The following is a 15,668-nucleotide window of genomic DNA, read 5'->3' on the forward strand; positions in this document are numbered from 1 at the left end:
GGCGATGAACGAGCTGTCGCGAGCAGGGGTTGCCGAAGCCGGGGCGGAGGGACGCGCAGGCCTCTCCATCGGGCCGGCGGCGCGCGGCCGGTTCCGTCGCGCCTCCGGAACGCTCGCCGCGCTCGACATCGGCTCGACCAAGATCACCTGCCTGATCGGCCGGGTCGAGAGCGACGGGCAGCTGCGCGTCCTCTCGGTCGGGCAGCACCGGGCCCGCGGCATACGCGCGGGCTCGGTGGTCGATTTCGAGCAGGCGGAGGCCTCGATCCGCGCCGCCGTGGCGCAGGCCGAGGAGCTCGCCGACATGCAGGTGCGCGAGGTCGTCACCAACCTCTCCTGCGGGCGGCCGGCGAGCCACCGCCTCGACGTGCGCCTCACCCTCGGCGGCCACGCCGCCGACCAGAACGCGCTCCGCCGGATCGTGCTGGAGGGACGGGCGCGCGCCTATGCCGAGGGCCGCGAGATCATCCACGCGCTGCCGCTCGGCTATGCCGTGGACGGCACGGAGGGGGTGAAGGACCCGCGCGGCATGGTGTGCGAGACGCTTTCGGCGCGTCTGCACATCGTCGATGCCGAAGTGGGCACGCTTCGCAACCTCGCCTCCTGCCTCGCCCGCTGCGACCTCGACATCGAGGCCCTCGTCGCCGCGCCCTTCGCGGCGGGTCTCGCCGCCCTGGTGGAGGATGAGCGCGAGCTCGGCGTCACCGTCATCGACATGGGCGGCGGCACCACGAGTCTCGCCGTGTTCGCCGAAGGCCAGCTCCAGCACACCGACGTCATCCCCGTCGGCGGCCAGCACGTCACCAACGACATCGCGCGCGGGCTCTCCACCACCATCGCGCATGCGGAACGGATGAAGACGCTGCACGGCTCGACCCACGCCGTCCCCGAGGACGAGCGCGAGCTCCTGCCCGTGCCGCTCGTCGGCGAGGACGACCACGCGATCGCCAAGGTGCCGCGCTCGATGCTCGTCGGCATCATCCGCCCGCGGCTCGAGGAGACCTTCGAGCTCGTCCGCGAGCGGCTCGAGGACGCAGGCTTGGGCCGCGCGGCCGGACGGCGCGTGGTTCTCACGGGCGGCGCGAGCCAGCTGATCGGCGTGCGCGACCTCGCCGCCCAGATCCTCGACAAGCAGGTTCGGCACGGCCGTCCCCCGAGCCCCCGCGGCCTGCCCGACAGCGCCTCCGGCCCCGCCTTCGCCGTTCCCGTCGGCCTGCTCGTCTGGGCGGCGACGGAAGGACAGATCGCCCGCGACCTCGCCTCCACCGGCCACGAGGCCCCGCCCGGCCTCCTCGGCCGGCTCGCCACCTGGCTGCGCGAAAGGCTCTGAGCCGGATGCGCCGCCGCTCCGAAACCGCCTGACCGCCCCACCCAAGGAGACCACGCCATGGCCATCACGCTGACCCTGCCGCCCCAGGCGATGACCGATTTCCAGCCGCGGATCACCGTCATCGGCGTCGGTGGCGGCGGCTCGAATGCCGTCAACAACATGATCGCAGCCAAGCTCGAGGGGGTCGAGTTCATCGTCGCCAACACCGACGCCCAGAGCCTGATGGCGAGCCGCGCTGACCGGAAGATCCAGCTCGGGCCGCACCTGACCCAGGGGCTCGGCGCCGGCGGCCGGCCGGAAGTCGGCCGCGGCGCGGCGGAGGAGGCGGTGGAGGAGATCGCCTCCCACCTCGCCGGCAGCCACATGGTGTTCATCACCGCCGGCATGGGCGGTGGCACCGGCACGGGTGCGGCGCCGGTGGTGGCGCGGATCGCCCGCGAGCGGGGGATCCTCACCGTCGGTGTGGTGACCAAGCCGTTCGAGTTCGAGGGGCTGAAGCGGCGCCGCGCGGCGGAGGCAGGGATCGAGGAGCTGCAGTCGGTGGTCGACACGCTGATCGTCATTCCGAACCAGAATCTCTTCCGGATCGCAAATGACCGCACCACCTTCGCCGAGGCGTTCAAGATGGCCGACAACGTGCTCTACATGGGGGTGCGCGGCATCACCGACCTGATCGTCAACCCGGGCGTCGTCAACCTCGATTTCGCCGACATCCGCTCGGTGATGGCCGAGATGGGCAAGGCGATGATGGGCACCGGCGAGGCCGAGGGCGAGGACCGGGCGACCCGCGCCGCCGAAAGCGCGATCAGCAACCCGCTGCTCGAGGAGGCCTCGATGAAGGGCGCGAAGGCGGTGCTGATCAATATCACCGGCGGCACGGACATGACGCTGTTCGAGGTGGACGAGGCCGCAAACCGGATCCGCAAGGAGGTCGGCGACGAGGAGGCCAACATCATCTTCGGCTCCTCGATCTCTGAGGAGATGGACGGCAGGATCCGCGTCTCGGTGGTGGCCACGGGTATGGAAGCCAACACCGCCGCCAAGCCGCGCCCCACGCTCGTGAGTGTTGCCGGCGCCCCCGCGCCACGGCCCGCGGCTCAGCCCACCCCGCAGGCCTCCGGCCAGGCAGCGGCTGCGGTGGCGGCCGCTGCGATCGGCGGGACGGGCGCGTTGCCGCAGCGCGCCGCCGCCCAGCCGACGATGACCGCCGCCCCGGCCCCGTCGTTCCCGACCGCCGGCGCCACCGCTCTGGCCCCCGACCTCGAGCCGGGCATCGCGCCCGCGGACCCCGCACCGGCCCCACCAGCCGAGCCGCCACTGCCTGCGGCACCGTCCTTCGCCGCACGCGCCCCCGAGCCGCAGCCGGAGCCGCAGGCCCAAGTCTCCCAGGGTGGTGAGCGCCGGCCGAGCCTGTTCCGGCGCGTGACCAACCAGCTGATGCAGCGTGACCTGGAGCCGCCGCGGCAGGCGCCGACGCTCGGGGCGGCGGCCGCGCCGCTGCGCCAGCCGCCCGCTCCTCCCGCTGCTCCCACCGTGCGGGCCGAGCCGCCCACCCGCCCGGCCGCCCCGAGAACGCCCCCGATCGACGAGCTCGGCCTCGACATTCCCGCCTTCCTGCGCCGCCAGGCGAACTGACGCCACAGCGATCGCCCCTGCTTCGGCCCCCGCGAAACTGGCCTGCGGGGGCCGAGTCGGCGCATTTCCGAAGTATTCCCGAACTTGCCCAGAATTCGCCCGAAATGTGCAAGAATTGGGGCAGGGCTTTGAAATACGCGGTAACAAGCCTTGACTTGAGCCTCGGCCTCCCGCCGCCTAGGGTCGAATCGTGCCACGGTGCCTTTCCGCGCGTCGTGGCTCCGGAACGGCGCTGGAGGTCTACGCCCCACCCGGTCCGCTGCCTTCTGACGACTGAAGGGTCGCCCGGACCGTTTGGAAGATCGCCCGTGCCGATGACACCTGAGCGCGCTCCGCGCCGGAACCGAGTGGGCCCCTCGGGGGCACGACGCAAGGGGCCGAGATGAGAGCTGAAACAACCGCACGCGAGGACCGGGCCGCTTTCGGCAGGGGTGTGCGTGACCGGGCGGTGCTTGCGACCTTCGCCTCGCCGCAGCGCACGCTTCGGGCACCGATCGGCTGCACCGGCGTCGGCCTGCACTCGGGGGCGCGCGTCTCGCTCCGCCTTCTGCCGGGGGCTGCCGGACGGGGGATCGTGTTCCGGCGAACCGACCTTCCCGGCGGCCCGGTCGAGATCGCCGCCGCCCATGATCGCGTGGTCGACACGCGGCTCAACACCACGCTCGGCCTTCCCGGCCGTCCCGAGGCCGTGGTCGGCACGGTCGAGCACCTGATGGCCGCGCTCTCCGGCATGGGGATCGACAACGCCGTGGTCGAGCTCGACGGGCCGGAGGTTCCGGTGCTCGACGGTTCCGCCGCACCCTTCGTGTTCCTTCTCGAGTGCGCGGGTGTGGTGCCGCTCGAGGCGCCGCGGCTGATGATCGAGGTGCTGCGGCCGGTCAGGGTCGAGGACGGGGAGGGCTTCGTCGCCCTGCTTCCGGCCAAGGCACCCGGACTTGTGATCGAGGCGGAGATCGACTTCCCGGCCGCGGCGGTGCGTCGCCAGGCACGCGCGATCCGCCTCACGCCTCAGGCCTTCAAGGCCGATCTCGCTGCCGCGCGCACCTTCGGCTTCGTCGAGGAGGTGGAGGCGCTCCGGGCCGCCGGCCTCGCCCGCGGCGGATCATTGACCAACGCCGTCGTGGTCTCCGGCGCGCGTGTGCTCAACGAGGGCGGGCTTCGCTTCGCCGACGAATTCGTCCGCCACAAGATCCTCGACATGGTTGGGGACCTTGCCCTCGCCGGCCTGCCCCTCTCGGCGCATGTGATCGCGCGGCGGCCTGGCCACCGGCTGAACAACGCGGTGCTTCGCGCCCTGTTCGCCGACCCGGCGTCGTGCCGGATCGTGCCGGCAGGAGCCGGCGCGGGCGCCCAGGTCAGGGCCGGCGTGGGCGGCCTCTCCGCGGCGGCGGCCGCGCCGGCCTAAGTACCCGCCAACGCGGGGTGACCCGCGGCCGATCGGCACGGCGGGAACGACGCGCCTCTGGCGAGACGCGCACCGATGCTATAGTCCAGCACCCTCATGAGCAGGACGGCTGATCCGGCACGCGCGCGCGCCTCGCCCCGCCGGCCCGCGACACTCGTCGCGGCGCTCGCGGCAGCGCTCGCCCTCGCCGCCTGCCGCACCGACGACCCGGCCGACCCGCTGATCTCTCGCGAACGGCCCGTGGAGCAGATCTACAACGAGGCGGTGGACGAGCGAGAGGCGGGCAACTACGGCCGCGCCTCGGCCCTGTTCCAGGAGGTCGAGCGTCAGCACCCCTACTCGCCCTGGGCCACCACCGCCAAGCTCATGGCCGCCCATGCCGAGTACACGCGCGGCCGCTACACCGAGGCGATCGGTATGCTCGACCGCTTCATTCGCCTCCACCCGGCGCACCGCGACATCCCCTACGCCTACTATCTCCGGGCGATGTGCTACTATGAGCAGATCGCGGACGTGCAGCGCGACCAGAGGATGACGCAGCAAGCCTTGAGCGCGCTGCAGGACGTCGTCAACCGCTTCCCCGACACGGCCTATGCGCGCGATGCGCGGCTCAAGATCGATCTCGCCCGCGATCATCTCGCCGGCAAGGAGATGGTGATCGGCCGGTACTACCAGCAGCGGCGGCTCTTCGCCGCCGCGCTGAACCGCTTCCGGACGGTGGTGGACCAGTACGACACCACCAACCACGTGCCCGAGGCGCTGCACCGTCTCGTCGAGGTCTATCTCGCTCTCGGCCTGACCGAAGAGGCGCGCAAGACCGCTGCCGTGCTCGGCCACAACTATCCCGGCAGTTCCTGGTACCAGGACAGCTACGCCCTGCTCACCCCGGGCGCCCAGCCGTCTGAGGGCGAGCGGCCGGGCCTGCTCACGCGGCTGTGGAACTCGGTGTTCTGAGCCTCGGCGCGGCTCGGACCGCGCGCGCTCCCGGCCGAGCGTGAGCTGCGGCCATCGATGCTCGTCTCGCTCTCGATCCGCGACGTGGTGCTGATCGAGCGGCTCGATCTCCCGCTCGGGCCCGGCCTGACCGCGCTCACCGGCGAGACCGGGGCGGGCAAATCGATCCTGCTCGACAGCCTCGGGCTCGCGCTCGGCGAGCGCGCGGAGGCGGGGCTCGTTCGGCAAGGCGCGGCGCAGGCCTCCGTCACCGCCACTTTCGCGCCGCCCAAGGGGCACCCGGCCTTCGACCGTCTCGCGGAGCACGGCATCGCGGCCGAGGGCGAGATCGTGCTCCGCCGCGTGCTCGCCGCCGATGGCCGGTCGAAGGCCTTCGTCAATGACGAGGCGGTCGGCGTCGGCTTCCTGCGCCGTCTGGGTTCACTTCTCGTTGAGATCGAGGGGCAGTTCGCGCAAACCGGCCTTGCCGACGAGGCGACGCATGCGGGGCTGCTCGACGCCTTCGGCGGGCTCGCTCCGCTCCGCGCCACGGTGGCCGGCGCCCATGCCTCCTGGCGCGCCGCGCGTGCGGCGCTCACCGATGCCGAAGCCGCGGTGGCCGCGGCGCGGTCGGAGGAGGCGTTCCTGCGCCACGCGGTCGAGGAGCTGCGCGCGCTCGCTCCGGAGGAGGGAGAGGAGGAGCGGCTCGATGAGGAGCGGCGTCGGCTGCAGCAGAGCGAGCGCGCGGCGGAGTCCTATGCGGAGGCGCTGGCCGCGCTCACCCGCCAGCGCGGCGTGGCGTCGGCCCTGCGCGAGGCGGCGCGGGCGCTCGAGCGGCTGCCGCGCCCGAACGAGGGCACGGAGGCGCCGCTCGCCGCGATCGGCCGGGCGCAGGACGCGGTCGCCGAAGCCGAGACGCTGCTCGAGCGGCTTCTCGCCGAGAGCGGGCCCGACCCGGCGGCGCTCGACCGCACCGAGGAACGCCTGTTCGCTCTGCGGGCGATGGCGCGGAAGCATCACACGACGGTGGCGGACCTTCCGGCGCTCGCCCGGTCTCTCGCCGAGCGGCTTGCCGAGCTCGAAGCCGGCGAGGAACGGATCGCTGCCCTCGTAGCGGCGGTCGAGGTGGCGCGCACCAACTACCGCTCCGCCGCCGCCGCTCTCTCGGCCGCACGTGCCGAAGCGGCGCGGCGTCTCGACCGGGCGGTCGCCAAGGAGCTCGGGCCGCTCAGGCTCGAGAAGGCGCGGTTCCTCACCGAGCTCGCGCCTCTGCCCGAGGAGTCGCACGGGCCGGGCGGGGCGGAGACGGTCCGTTTCCTCGTCGCGATGAACCCGGGCCTTCCGCCCGCTCCGCTCGCGCGCACCGCTTCGGGGGGCGAGCTCGCGCGGCTGATGCTCGCGCTCAAGGTGGTGCTCGCCGCCGGCGCGCCCACGCCGACCCTCGTCTTCGACGAGGTCGACAGCGGCGTCGGCGGCGCCACCGCCGCGGCCGTCGGCGAGCGGCTCGCGCGGCTTGCCGCAACGCGCCAGGTGCTGGTCGTCACCCACTCGCCGCAGGTGGCGGCGAAGGCCGCCTGCCACTGGCGCGTTGAGAAGCGCGCCGGCCGTTCCGGAACCGTCACGCTCGTCACCCCGCTCGACGCGGCGGCGCGGCGCGAGGAGATCGCGCGCATGCTCGCGGGCGAGCGCGTCACCGACGCGGCCCGCGCCGCCGCCGAAAGCCTGCTCGCCGCCGGATGACAGGGGGGTTGCGCGCGCGCCCGCCGGAGGCGCTGACCGAGACGGAAGCGGCGGAGGAGCTTGCCGCGCTCGCCGCCGAGATCGCCCGGCACGATAGGCTCTACTTCCAGCGCGACCGGCCCGAGATCTCGGATGCCGAATATGACGCGCTGAAGCGACGGAACGACGCGATCGAGGCGCGGTTTCCCCATCTCGTCCGGCCCGACAGCCCCTCGCGCCGGGTCGGCGCCGCCCCGGTGCGCGGCTTCGCCAAGGCGCGGCATCGCCAGCCGATGCTCTCGCTCGACAACGCCTTCGATCGGGAGGATTTCGCCGCTTTCGTTTCGCGCATCCGCAATTTCCTCGGCCTCGACCCGGGCATCCGCCTCGCCTTCGTCGCCGAGCCGAAGATTGACGGCGCCTCGATCAACCTGACCTACGAGCGGGGCGTGTTCGTCCGCGGCGCCACGCGCGGCGACGGCACGGAAGGCGAGGACGTGACCGCCAACCTGCTCACCGTCGCTGACCTGCCGCGCCGGCTCTCGGGCGACGCCCCGGCGCTGATCGAGATTCGCGGCGAGGTCTACATGGAGAAGGCCGAGTTCCTCGCGCTCAACGCGCGGCTCGAGAGCGAGGGCGAGGAGCCGTTCATGAACCCGCGCAACGCCGCTGCCGGATCGTTGCGCCAGAAGGACCCGTCCGTCACCGCAACGCGGCCGCTGCGCCTGTTCGCCTATGCGATGGGCGAGGCCTCGGAGCGCGTCGCCGACACCCACCACGGCTTCCTCGAGCGCCTGCGCCTCTGGGGCATGCCGGTGAACCCGCTCTCCGCCCTGCTCGAGGACTGGCAGGAGGCGGAAGCGTTCCAGGAACGAATCGGCGCCCAGCGCTCCGCCCTGCCCTACGACATCGACGGTGTGGTCTACAAGCTCGATCGGCTTGATTGGCAGGAGCGGCTCGGCGTCGTCGGCCGCGCGCCGCGCTGGGCGATCGCGTGGAAGTTCCCGGCCGAGCGGGCAACGACCGTGCTGCGCGACATCGAGATCCAGGTCGGCCGCACCGGGGCGCTGACGCCGCGCGCGGTGATGGACCCGGTCACCGTCGGCGGCGTCGTCGTCCGCCACGCCACGCTGCACAACGAGGACGAGATCGCGCGCAAGGACATCCGAATCGGCGATACGGTGATCGTCCAGCGCGCCGGAGACGTGATCCCGCAGGTGGTCGGCGTGGTGCTGGAGAAGCGGCCGGCCGGCGCGGCTCCTTACGTGTTCCCCGACCGCTGCCCGGCCTGCGGCAGCCACGCGGTTCGCGCCGAGGGAGAGGCGGTGCGTCGTTGCACCGGCGGGCTGATCTGCCCCGCCCAGGTGGTGGAGCGGCTGCGCCATTTCGCCTCGCGCGGCGCGGTCGACATCGAAGGCCTCGGCGAGGAGAACATCATCCTGTTCCACGACGCGGGCCTGATCCGCGAACCGGCCGACATCTACCGCCTCCATCGCCACCGCGAGGTGATCCTCTCCTGGAAAGGCTGGAAGGAGCGCAAGCTCGACAACCTCCTCAGGGCGATCGAGGCGCGGCGGCGCATCCCGCTCGAGCGGCTGATCTTCGCCTTGGGGATACGCCGCGTCGGCGAGGCAACGGCGCGGCTGCTTGCCCGCCACTACGGAAGCTTCCGCGCCTGGCGCGAGGCGATGCTCGCGGCGCGTGTCGCCGGCTCCGAAGCCCGCCAGGAGCTCGGCACCATTGTCGGCATCGGCCCCGCGATCGCCGAGGAGCTCGTCGAGTTCTTCGCCGAACCGCGCAACCTCAAGGCGCTCGATGCGCTGATGGCGGAGGTGACGGCCGAGGACGCGACCGTGCCGGAGGCGGCAGCGAGCCCGCTCGCCGGCAAGACAGTGGTGTTCACCGGAACGCTCGAGACGATGACGCGCCAAGAGGCGAAGGCGCGCGCCGAGGCGCTCGGCGCGAAGGTGACCGACAGCGTCTCGAAAAAGACCGATCTCGTTGTGGTCGGCGCGGACGCCGGCTCGAAGGCGGAGAAGGCGGCGGCGCTCGGGGTGCGCACCCTCACCGAGGCGGAGTGGCGGGCGCTCATTGGGCTTTGAGGAGCTCGAGCGTGCGCGCGCAGCGCCTGCCCGCGCAGAAGCGGTCAAGCGCGCGCTCGAACACGCTGTCATCTTCGAGTGCTGCTTCGGCGAATAGGGTCATCGAGGAGCGGAACTTCAGATCATCGGGCGAGCCGAAGATCTCGGCGAGGCTCCGCCCGGCATGCGCGAGCACGGCCTCCGTGCAGACGCGCAGCCTGGGCCCGAGCACCGGATGGGCGAGATAGGCGCGCGCCTCGGCAAACGAGCTGATGCCGTAGCGCTGCGCCATCGGCGAGGTTCCGAGGCCACACAGCTGCGGGAAGACGAACCACATCCAGTGCGTGCGCTTGCGGCCCGCGCGGAGCTCGCCAAGAGCGGTCTCGATCACCGGAGCCTGGGCGGCGAGAAAACGGGCGAGGTTGTACGGGTCGTCCATCACGCCCGCCCGAGCGGCGCGCAGGCGCGCGCGAGCCAGTCGCCGACCTCCGGCTCGACGAGCGGGGCGATCTCGCGCTGCACGCGCGCGTGATAGGCGTCGATCCAGGCCCGTTCCGAGTCCGCGAGGAGCGCGGGCAGGATCAGGCTGCGGTCGAAGGGAACAAGCGTCAGCGTCTCGAAGCCGAGGAAGGGCCGCGCCGCCCCCTCGATCGCCTCCTCGCGCACGAGCACGAGGTTCTCGAGCCGGATGCCGAACCGGCCCGGAGCGTAGAAGCCGGGCTCGTTGGAGAGGATCATCCCAGGCGCGAGCGGGACCGGCCGCGCCGCGCGCGAGAGCGACACCGGCCCCTCGTGCACCGAGAGGAAGCTTCCCACGCCATGGCCCGTGCCATGATCGTAGTCGAGGCCCACGTCCCACAGCGCGCGGCGGGCGAAGGCATCGAGATGCGGCCCGGCGACACCTTTGGGGAAGCGGGCGGTTGCGATCGCGATATGGCCCTTAAGCACGCGAGTGAACCGGTCGGCGATCTCGTTGCGATCGGGCGGAGAGGGCCCGACGAGCACGGTGCGCGTCACGTCCGTCGTGCCGTCGCGATACTGGCCGCCGCTGTCGATCAGGAACAGCTCGCCGGGGCTGATCCTGCGGTCGGTCGCCGCGGTGGCGCGGTAGTGGATGATCGCGCCGTTCGGCCCCGACCCCGTGATCGCCGGGAAGCTTTCGCCGACGAAATGCTCGCCCGAGGCGCGGAAGCGCAGAAGCGCCTCTCCAGCCGCGCGCTCGGTGAGACCGCCGCCCTCTGCCGCGCGCTCGAACCAGGCGAGGAAGCGGGCAAGTGCTGCGCCGTCGCGTCTGTGCGCGGCGCGGGCGCCTTCCTGCTCGGTCTCGTTCTTGACCGCCTTGGGCAGGGCGACAGGGTCGTCGGCCGCGACCACGGTCGCGCCCGCGGCGCGCAGAGTGGCGGCGAACCAGGCGGGAACGGTGCGCGGGTCGACGAGCACCCGCGCCTTCGCCGCACCAAGGTCTGCAAGCGCTGGGCGGAGCCGCTCGACCGGCTCGACCGTGACGGCCTCGCCGAGCGCCGCCCGCACCTCCGCGCCCACACGGTCAGGCGCGAGGAACAGGGCGACACGTCCGTCGGCGTGCACGAGAGCATGGGCAAGAGCGACCGGGGTGTAGGGAAGGTCGCTTGCGCGGATGTTGAGGAGCCAGGCGATGCTCTCGGGCGAGGCGAGCACCGCCGCCGCCGCCCCCGCCTTGCCGATCGCCGCGCCGATCCGCTCCCGTTTCGCCGCCGCCTCCTCCCCGGCGAAGCGGACCGGGTGGAGCACCACCGGCGAGGCGGGCGGGGCGGGACGGTCGGTCCACACGCGATCGATGAGATTGTCCTCGACCGGCACGAGCACCGCCCCGGCCGACTCCGCTGCGGCCGCGAGCTTGGCTACCCCCTCCTCGCCGTGAAGCCAGGGGTCGTAGCCGAGCCGCATGCCGGCGCGCAGAACCTCGCGCAGCCAGTCCTCCACCGGCGCCTCGACGCTGTGGCGCAGCGTGAACAGGGACTGGTCGATCTCCGCTGCCGCCTGGAGCTGGTAGCGCCCGTCTGTGAAGAAGGCGGCACGGTCGGCGAGCACGACCGCGAGCCCGGCGGAGCCGGTGAAGCCGGTGAGCCACCGAAGCCGGTCGGCCGAGGGGGGGATGTATTCGCCGAGATGGGAATCGGCGCGGGGGACGACGAAGCCGTCGAGGCCGCGCCGGGAGAGCTCGGCCCGAAGCGCTGCCACGGGCGTGTTCACGAAAGGTTTCACGACGCTGTCATAGCTCCGCGAAATCCATGCGCTAGGCGCATAGCGGCCGAGGCATCATCTCGCATGTGCGAAATGCCGGCGACTCCCATCTTTCCGTCAGCGATCCGGGGGTGGCAGCCGGCGCCAGGGACGGCGACGGCCGAGAGCTGCCCCCCTCGCCGGAAAGGACCCTAGACCATGGACCCCCGCATCACCAAGGAGGAGACAGCCCTCCTCCTCAACCTGGCGCCGAGCCGCACCGCGCAGGAGGTGGAGGCGATCCGGCTTGCCGCCATCCGCGCGCGCGACGAGGCGATCGGCCGGGCGATCGCGCGCGGTGTCTCCGCCCTGTGGCGTGGCCTCCGCGCCGCCGTTCTGTTCCTGCTCGACTATCCGCGGCGCCGGGCCCTGTTCGAACAGCTCCAGGCGATGTCTGACCGCGAGCTCGCCGATATCGGGCTCACGCGCTCTGACCTCGCGCGCGTGTTCGACGAGGACTTCCCGATGAGCGTGGCGACGCGCGAGCGGGAGCGGCGCGAGGCCGCGGCAGAGGCCGCGCAGCCGAAGGCGGCGGCGGCGAACAGCAACCTCCCCGTCGGGGCGAAGACCGCCGCCTGAACCGCGCCGCGACGCCTTGGCGATACGGGGCGGGCTCCGGAGACGGGGCCCGCCCTTTTCGCGTGCCGTGGCTCAGCGCCTCTTGAGGATCAGCGTTGCCCAGTGGCCGAGCGCGATCCGTCCAGCGAGGGCGAAACCGACGCGGCGATAGGCGGCGAGCACCATCGGCGCCTGCTCGACCAAGAGGCCGGAGAGGACGGCGTGGCCGCCGCGCCTGAGGTTGCGCGCGACATCTACCGCCATCGCACAGAGCGGCCGGGCGAGGATGTTGGCGAGCACAAGCCCGTACGGCGCGTGCCGCCGCAGCGCGGGCGCGGCCAAGCCGTTCCCGTGCACGATCATCACCCGCCGATTCAGGCGGTTCATCCGGGCGTTCTCGGCCCCGACCCGAGCCGCCCAGGGCTCGATCTCGACCCCGACCGCCCGCACATGCCAGAGAGCGGCGGCGGCAAGGGCAAGTATCCCCGAGCCGGTGCCGACATCAGCCACCGGGCCGCGCGGCCGGGGCAGACGCTCGAGCGCCATCAGGCAGCCGCGCGTCGTCGCATGCTCGCCCGAGCCGAAGGCGAGGCCAGCGTCGATGGTAAGAGCGATCCGCCCCGGCATCGTCACGCCTGCGTCGTGCGTGCCGCGGATCAGGAAGCGACGGCCGATCGGCTGCGGCGGGAAGGCATCGCGGGTGCGGGCAAGCCACCCCTCCGCCTCGACACTGTCCTCGCGCACATCGGGCGGCGCGATTCCGGAGGCGGCGGCGGCGAGCGCAAGAGCACCCGCAAGCCTCGCCCGGGCAGCGGGATCGGTCAGCAACCCCTCGACGGTCCAGTCGGGGCCAGTGGGATGGCCCTGGTCATGGCTTCGGAAGAACGCGACCCCTTCGCAGGCGGTTTCGAAGGCGGCGGCGAAGGCGGGGACGGCGTGCTCCGGCACCGTGACGGCAAGACGCGGCAGAGGGGGAGCGCTCATGCCCGCTCCACGAACCGGTCAAGCAGGCGCTTGAGGCCAGTCGCGAACTCGACCTCGAGCTTGTCGTCCTCGACCGATCGCACTGTCCCGTAGCCGAACTTCTGGTGGAACACGCGTTCGCCGACGGCGAAAGGGTCGGGTCTCGCCGGCCGCTCCGCCACCTCCCACGCACCGGCCTCGATCACCCGGCCGCGTCGGGCACCGCCGAAGCCGATCGCGGGGAAGACGGAGGGGGCGTCCTGAGGCGGGCGGCCCGCAAGCCCGGGCGCGGCCACACGCTCGACCTCCGCCTCGGGCAGCTCGGCGAGGAAGCGTGAGGGGATCGCCGCCTGCCAGTTTGCATAGAGCCGCCGGTTCGCGGCCCAGGAGATGATCGCGCGTCGCCGGGCGCGGGTGAGCCCGACATAGGCGAGTCGGCGCTCCTCCTCGAGCGCCTTCTGCCCCCCGTCGTCGAGAGCACGCTGGTTCGGAAACAGCCCCTCCTCCCAGCCGGGCAGGAACACTGTGTCGAACTCGAGCCCCTTCGCGGCGTGCAGCGTCATCAGCGTCACCCGGTCACCGTCCGACGCCTCGTCGTTCTCCGTCACGAGAGCGACGTGCTCGAGAAACCCCTCGAGCGTCTCGAAATCGGCGATGGCGCGCAGAAGCTCGCGCAGGTTGTCGAGCCGCCCGGGCGCCTCCGGAGACGGGTCCTTGCGCCACATCTCGGTATAGCCGCTCTCGTCCAGCATCGCCGCGACGGTGGCGACATGCCCCTCGCGGTCGAGCATCGCCCGCCAGCGCGAGAGGTCGCGGAAGAACTCGGCGAGCGCCGGCCGCGCCCGTCCTTTGAGGAGATCGGTGCCGAGGAGCGCCTCGGCGGCGAGCGACAGCGGCAGCTTCTCGGCACGCGCATGCGACGTGATCGCGCGCAGGGCGCCGTCGCCGACGCCGCGGCGCGGGGTGTTGACGATCCGCTCGAAGGCGAGGTCGTCGGCAGGGCTCGCGAGCAGGCGCATGTAGGCGAGCGCGTCGCGGATCTCGGCGCGCTCGTAGAAGCGCGGGCCCCCGACCACGCGGTAGGGGATGCCGAGCAGGATCAGACGCTCCTCGAAGGCACGAGTCTGCGCGCCTGTGCGCACGAGAACGGCAATCTCGCCGGCCGCGTGGCCCTCGCGGCGAAGCGCCTCGATCCGCCCGGCCACCATGCGGGCCTCCTCCTCGCTGTCCCACAGCGCATGCACCTCGATCTTGTCGCCCTCGGCATCGTCGCGGCCGGGGCGAAGCGTCTTGCCGAGCCGGCCCTCGTTCTGCGCGATGAGCGCCGAGGCAGCGGCGAGGATCGGCCTGGTCGAGCGGTAGTTGCGCTCGAGCCGGACGATGCGGGCTCCAGGAAAGTCGCGCTCGAACCTGAGGATGTTCTCCACCTCCGCCCCGCGCCAGGAATAGATCGACTGGTCGTCGTCGCCGACACAGCAGATGTTGCGGTGCGCTTGGGCGAGCAGCCTGAGCCAGAGATACTGAACCGTGTTGGTGTCCTGGTACTCGTCGACCAGGAGATAGCGGAAGCGTCGCTGGCACTCGGCGAGCACCTCCGGCTGACGTTGCAGGAGCGTGACGGTGTGCAGAAGCAGGTCGCCGAAGTCGCAGGCGTTGAGCGAAAGAAGCCTCGCCTGGTAGTCGGCATAGAGCGAGCGGGCGCGGCCCGGGGCGAAGTCACTGTCCTCGGCGGGGGTGATGCCCTCGGGCGTGAGGCCGCGGTCCTTCCAGCGCTGGATCACCGCCATCAGCCCCTGCGGCGGCCAGCGCTTCTGGTCGATCCCGGCCGCCTCCATCACCTGCTTGAGGAGGCGGAGCTGGTCGTCGGTGTCGAGGATGGTGAAGCTTGAGCGCAGCCCCACACGCTCGGCATGGCGTCGCAGAAGCCGCACGCAGAGGGCGTGGAAGGTGCCGAGCCAGAGCCCCTCGACGGGGCGGCCGATCATCGCCGCCACACGCTCGCGCATCTCGCGCGCCGCCTTGTTGGTGAAGGTGACGGCGAGCACCTCGCCCGGCGCGGCGCGGCCGGTGAGCAGAATGTGGGCGAAGCGTGCGGTGAGCACGCGCGTCTTGCCCGTGCCGGCGCCGGCAAGGACAAGGAGCGGGCCCTCGAGCGTCTCGACGGCCTCGCGCTGTTCGGGGTTCAGCCGCGCGAGATAGGGATAGGCGTCCATGCCGCGAGCATGGTGCCCGTGCCCGCGGGCCGCAACCGGCGCGCCGACATCACGACCCTACTGGCAGACGCCGATCGAGCCCTCGGCGCAGACGCGCTCGCCGTCGAGCCAGCGCGCCCCGCCGAGCCGGGCGTTGTTGAGATCGACGCCGGCGAGATTGGCCCCGGTCAGATCCGCGCCGCGCAGGTCGGCGCCGAAGAAGCGCGCCTGGCGCAGATCGGTCTCCTTCAGCTTCGCCTCGCGCAGATCGGCACGGGTGAAATCGGCGGAACGGAAGTTCGACCCGGAGAGGTCGGCGCCGCGCATCGCTGCGGAAACGAAACGGGCATCCTGCCCTTCGACGCGGACGAGCTTGGTGCCGGTGAGGTTCGCCCGCTGCAGCGAGGCGTCACGCAGCACCGCTCCGGTGAGGTCGGCGCCTGCGAAGTCGCGCCGGTCGAGGAGGCAGCGGCGCCAATCCACGCCCGGTTCGGGAGCGGAGGTGCAGGCAGCGAGGGAGAGGCCGGCGCTGAAGGTGAGCAGCGCCGCGACCAGGACCGGTAGCGTGTGCATGGCCGCGCATATAGAAC

12 protein-coding genes are annotated in these 15,668 nt (G+C 72.2%); 7 read left to right on the plus strand and 5 right to left on the minus strand.

What is annotated here, in order from left to right; all coding sequences use genetic code 11:
* Positions 1-4 precede the first annotated feature (4 nt).
* The 6 genes from ftsA (at position 5) to ligA (ending at position 9,124) form a co-directional block, all read left to right on the plus strand.
* Positions 5-1,330 (plus strand): cell division protein FtsA, encoded by a 1,326-nt coding sequence (ftsA, locus tag KO353_RS04930; protein ID WP_218286615.1) that lies wholly within the window; start codon positions 5-7, stop codon positions 1,328-1,330.
* A 57-nt stretch (positions 1,331-1,387) separates the two neighbouring features.
* Entirely contained in the window at positions 1,388-2,965 is a 1,578-nt protein-coding gene (gene ftsZ / locus KO353_RS04935; RefSeq protein WP_218286616.1) for a cell division protein FtsZ, read from the plus strand.
* Between the two features lie 382 nt (positions 2,966-3,347).
* Positions 3,348-4,370 (plus strand): UDP-3-O-acyl-N-acetylglucosamine deacetylase, encoded by a 1,023-nt coding sequence (gene lpxC / locus KO353_RS04940; protein ID WP_218286617.1) that lies wholly within the window; start codon positions 3,348-3,350, stop codon positions 4,368-4,370.
* A 96-nt stretch (positions 4,371-4,466) separates the two neighbouring features.
* The gene (locus tag KO353_RS04945) at positions 4,467-5,324 is read left to right on the plus strand and encodes an outer membrane protein assembly factor BamD (protein ID WP_218286618.1); all 858 of its coding nucleotides are present in this window, start codon (positions 4,467-4,469) and stop codon (positions 5,322-5,324) included.
* Between the two features lie 57 nt (positions 5,325-5,381).
* Positions 5,382-7,043, plus strand: coding sequence for a DNA repair protein RecN (gene recN, locus KO353_RS04950; protein ID WP_218286619.1), 1,662 nt, complete (start codon positions 5,382-5,384; stop codon positions 7,041-7,043).
* A complete protein-coding gene (gene ligA / locus KO353_RS04955; RefSeq protein WP_218286620.1) occupies positions 7,040-9,124 on the plus strand; it encodes an NAD-dependent DNA ligase LigA in 2,085 nt (694 codons plus the stop codon). Before recN ends, ligA begins: the two co-directional genes overlap by 4 nt.
* Here the strand turns inward: ligA and KO353_RS04960 are convergent.
* Together KO353_RS04960 and KO353_RS04965 are read right to left on the minus strand one after the other, a co-directional pair.
* Positions 9,111-9,542, minus strand: a complete 432-nt coding sequence (locus KO353_RS04960; RefSeq protein WP_218286621.1) for a DUF1810 domain-containing protein — start codon at positions 9,540-9,542, stop codon at positions 9,111-9,113. The two genes, ligA and KO353_RS04960, sit on opposite strands and share 14 nt — an antisense overlap.
* A complete protein-coding gene (locus KO353_RS04965; RefSeq protein ID WP_218286622.1) occupies positions 9,542-11,347 on the minus strand; it encodes an aminopeptidase P family protein in 1,806 nt (601 codons plus the stop codon). The genes KO353_RS04960 and KO353_RS04965 overlap by 1 nt, the downstream gene beginning before the upstream one ends.
* 177 nt (positions 11,348-11,524) lie before the next feature.
* Here KO353_RS04965 and KO353_RS04970 point away from each other — a divergent pair, with 177 nt between their 5' ends.
* Positions 11,525-11,944, plus strand: coding sequence for a DUF1127 domain-containing protein (locus KO353_RS04970; protein WP_218286623.1), 420 nt, complete (start codon positions 11,525-11,527; stop codon positions 11,942-11,944).
* A gap of 72 nt (positions 11,945-12,016) precedes the next feature.
* On the opposite strand, the gene KO353_RS04975 is transcribed toward KO353_RS04970, so the two are convergent.
* The 3 genes from KO353_RS04975 to KO353_RS04985 are packed head-to-tail and all read right to left on the minus strand — an operon-like array spanning position 12,017 to position 15,651.
* A complete protein-coding gene (locus KO353_RS04975; RefSeq protein WP_218286624.1) occupies positions 12,017-12,907 on the minus strand; it encodes a 50S ribosomal protein L11 methyltransferase in 891 nt (296 codons plus the stop codon).
* Positions 12,904-15,099, minus strand: coding sequence for an ATP-dependent helicase (locus KO353_RS04980; protein ID WP_218286625.1), 2,196 nt, complete (start codon positions 15,097-15,099; stop codon positions 12,904-12,906). Before KO353_RS04980 ends, KO353_RS04975 begins: the two co-directional genes overlap by 4 nt.
* 57 nt (positions 15,100-15,156) lie before the next feature.
* Positions 15,157-15,651, minus strand: coding sequence for a pentapeptide repeat-containing protein (locus KO353_RS04985; RefSeq protein WP_218286626.1), 495 nt, complete (start codon positions 15,649-15,651; stop codon positions 15,157-15,159).
* Between the last annotated feature and the right edge of the window lie 17 nt (positions 15,652-15,668).

The sequence above is a fragment of the Elioraea tepida genome, from assembly GCF_019203965.1.
Lineage (GTDB): Bacteria > Pseudomonadota > Alphaproteobacteria > Acetobacterales > Acetobacteraceae > Elioraea_A > Elioraea_A tepida.

What these genes read in the sequence shown, in the direction of transcription:
- lpxC (WP_218286617.1), top strand. Translation starts at nt 3,348, where the DNA reads ATGAGAGCTGAAACAACCGCACGCGAGGACCGGGCCGCTTTCGGCAGG.
- KO353_RS04980 (WP_218286625.1), bottom strand. Translation starts at nt 15,099, where the DNA reads ATGGACGCCTATCCCTATCTCGCGCGGCTGAACCCCGAACAGCGCGAG.
- KO353_RS04970 (WP_218286623.1), top strand. Translation starts at nt 11,525, where the DNA reads ATGGACCCCCGCATCACCAAGGAGGAGACAGCCCTCCTCCTCAACCTG.
- ligA (WP_218286620.1), top strand. Translation starts at nt 7,040, where the DNA reads ATGACAGGGGGGTTGCGCGCGCGCCCGCCGGAGGCGCTGACCGAGACG.
- KO353_RS04985 (WP_218286626.1), bottom strand. Translation starts at nt 15,651, where the DNA reads ATGCACACGCTACCGGTCCTGGTCGCGGCGCTGCTCACCTTCAGCGCC.
- recN (WP_218286619.1), top strand. Translation starts at nt 5,382, where the DNA reads ATGCTCGTCTCGCTCTCGATCCGCGACGTGGTGCTGATCGAGCGGCTC.
- KO353_RS04975 (WP_218286624.1), bottom strand. Translation starts at nt 12,907, where the DNA reads ATGAGCGCTCCCCCTCTGCCGCGTCTTGCCGTCACGGTGCCGGAGCAC.
- KO353_RS04945 (WP_218286618.1), top strand. Translation starts at nt 4,467, where the DNA reads ATGAGCAGGACGGCTGATCCGGCACGCGCGCGCGCCTCGCCCCGCCGG.
- KO353_RS04960 (WP_218286621.1), bottom strand. Translation starts at nt 9,542, where the DNA reads ATGGACGACCCGTACAACCTCGCCCGTTTTCTCGCCGCCCAGGCTCCG.
- ftsZ (WP_218286616.1), top strand. Translation starts at nt 1,388, where the DNA reads ATGGCCATCACGCTGACCCTGCCGCCCCAGGCGATGACCGATTTCCAG.
- ftsA (WP_218286615.1), top strand. Translation starts at nt 5, where the DNA reads ATGAACGAGCTGTCGCGAGCAGGGGTTGCCGAAGCCGGGGCGGAGGGA.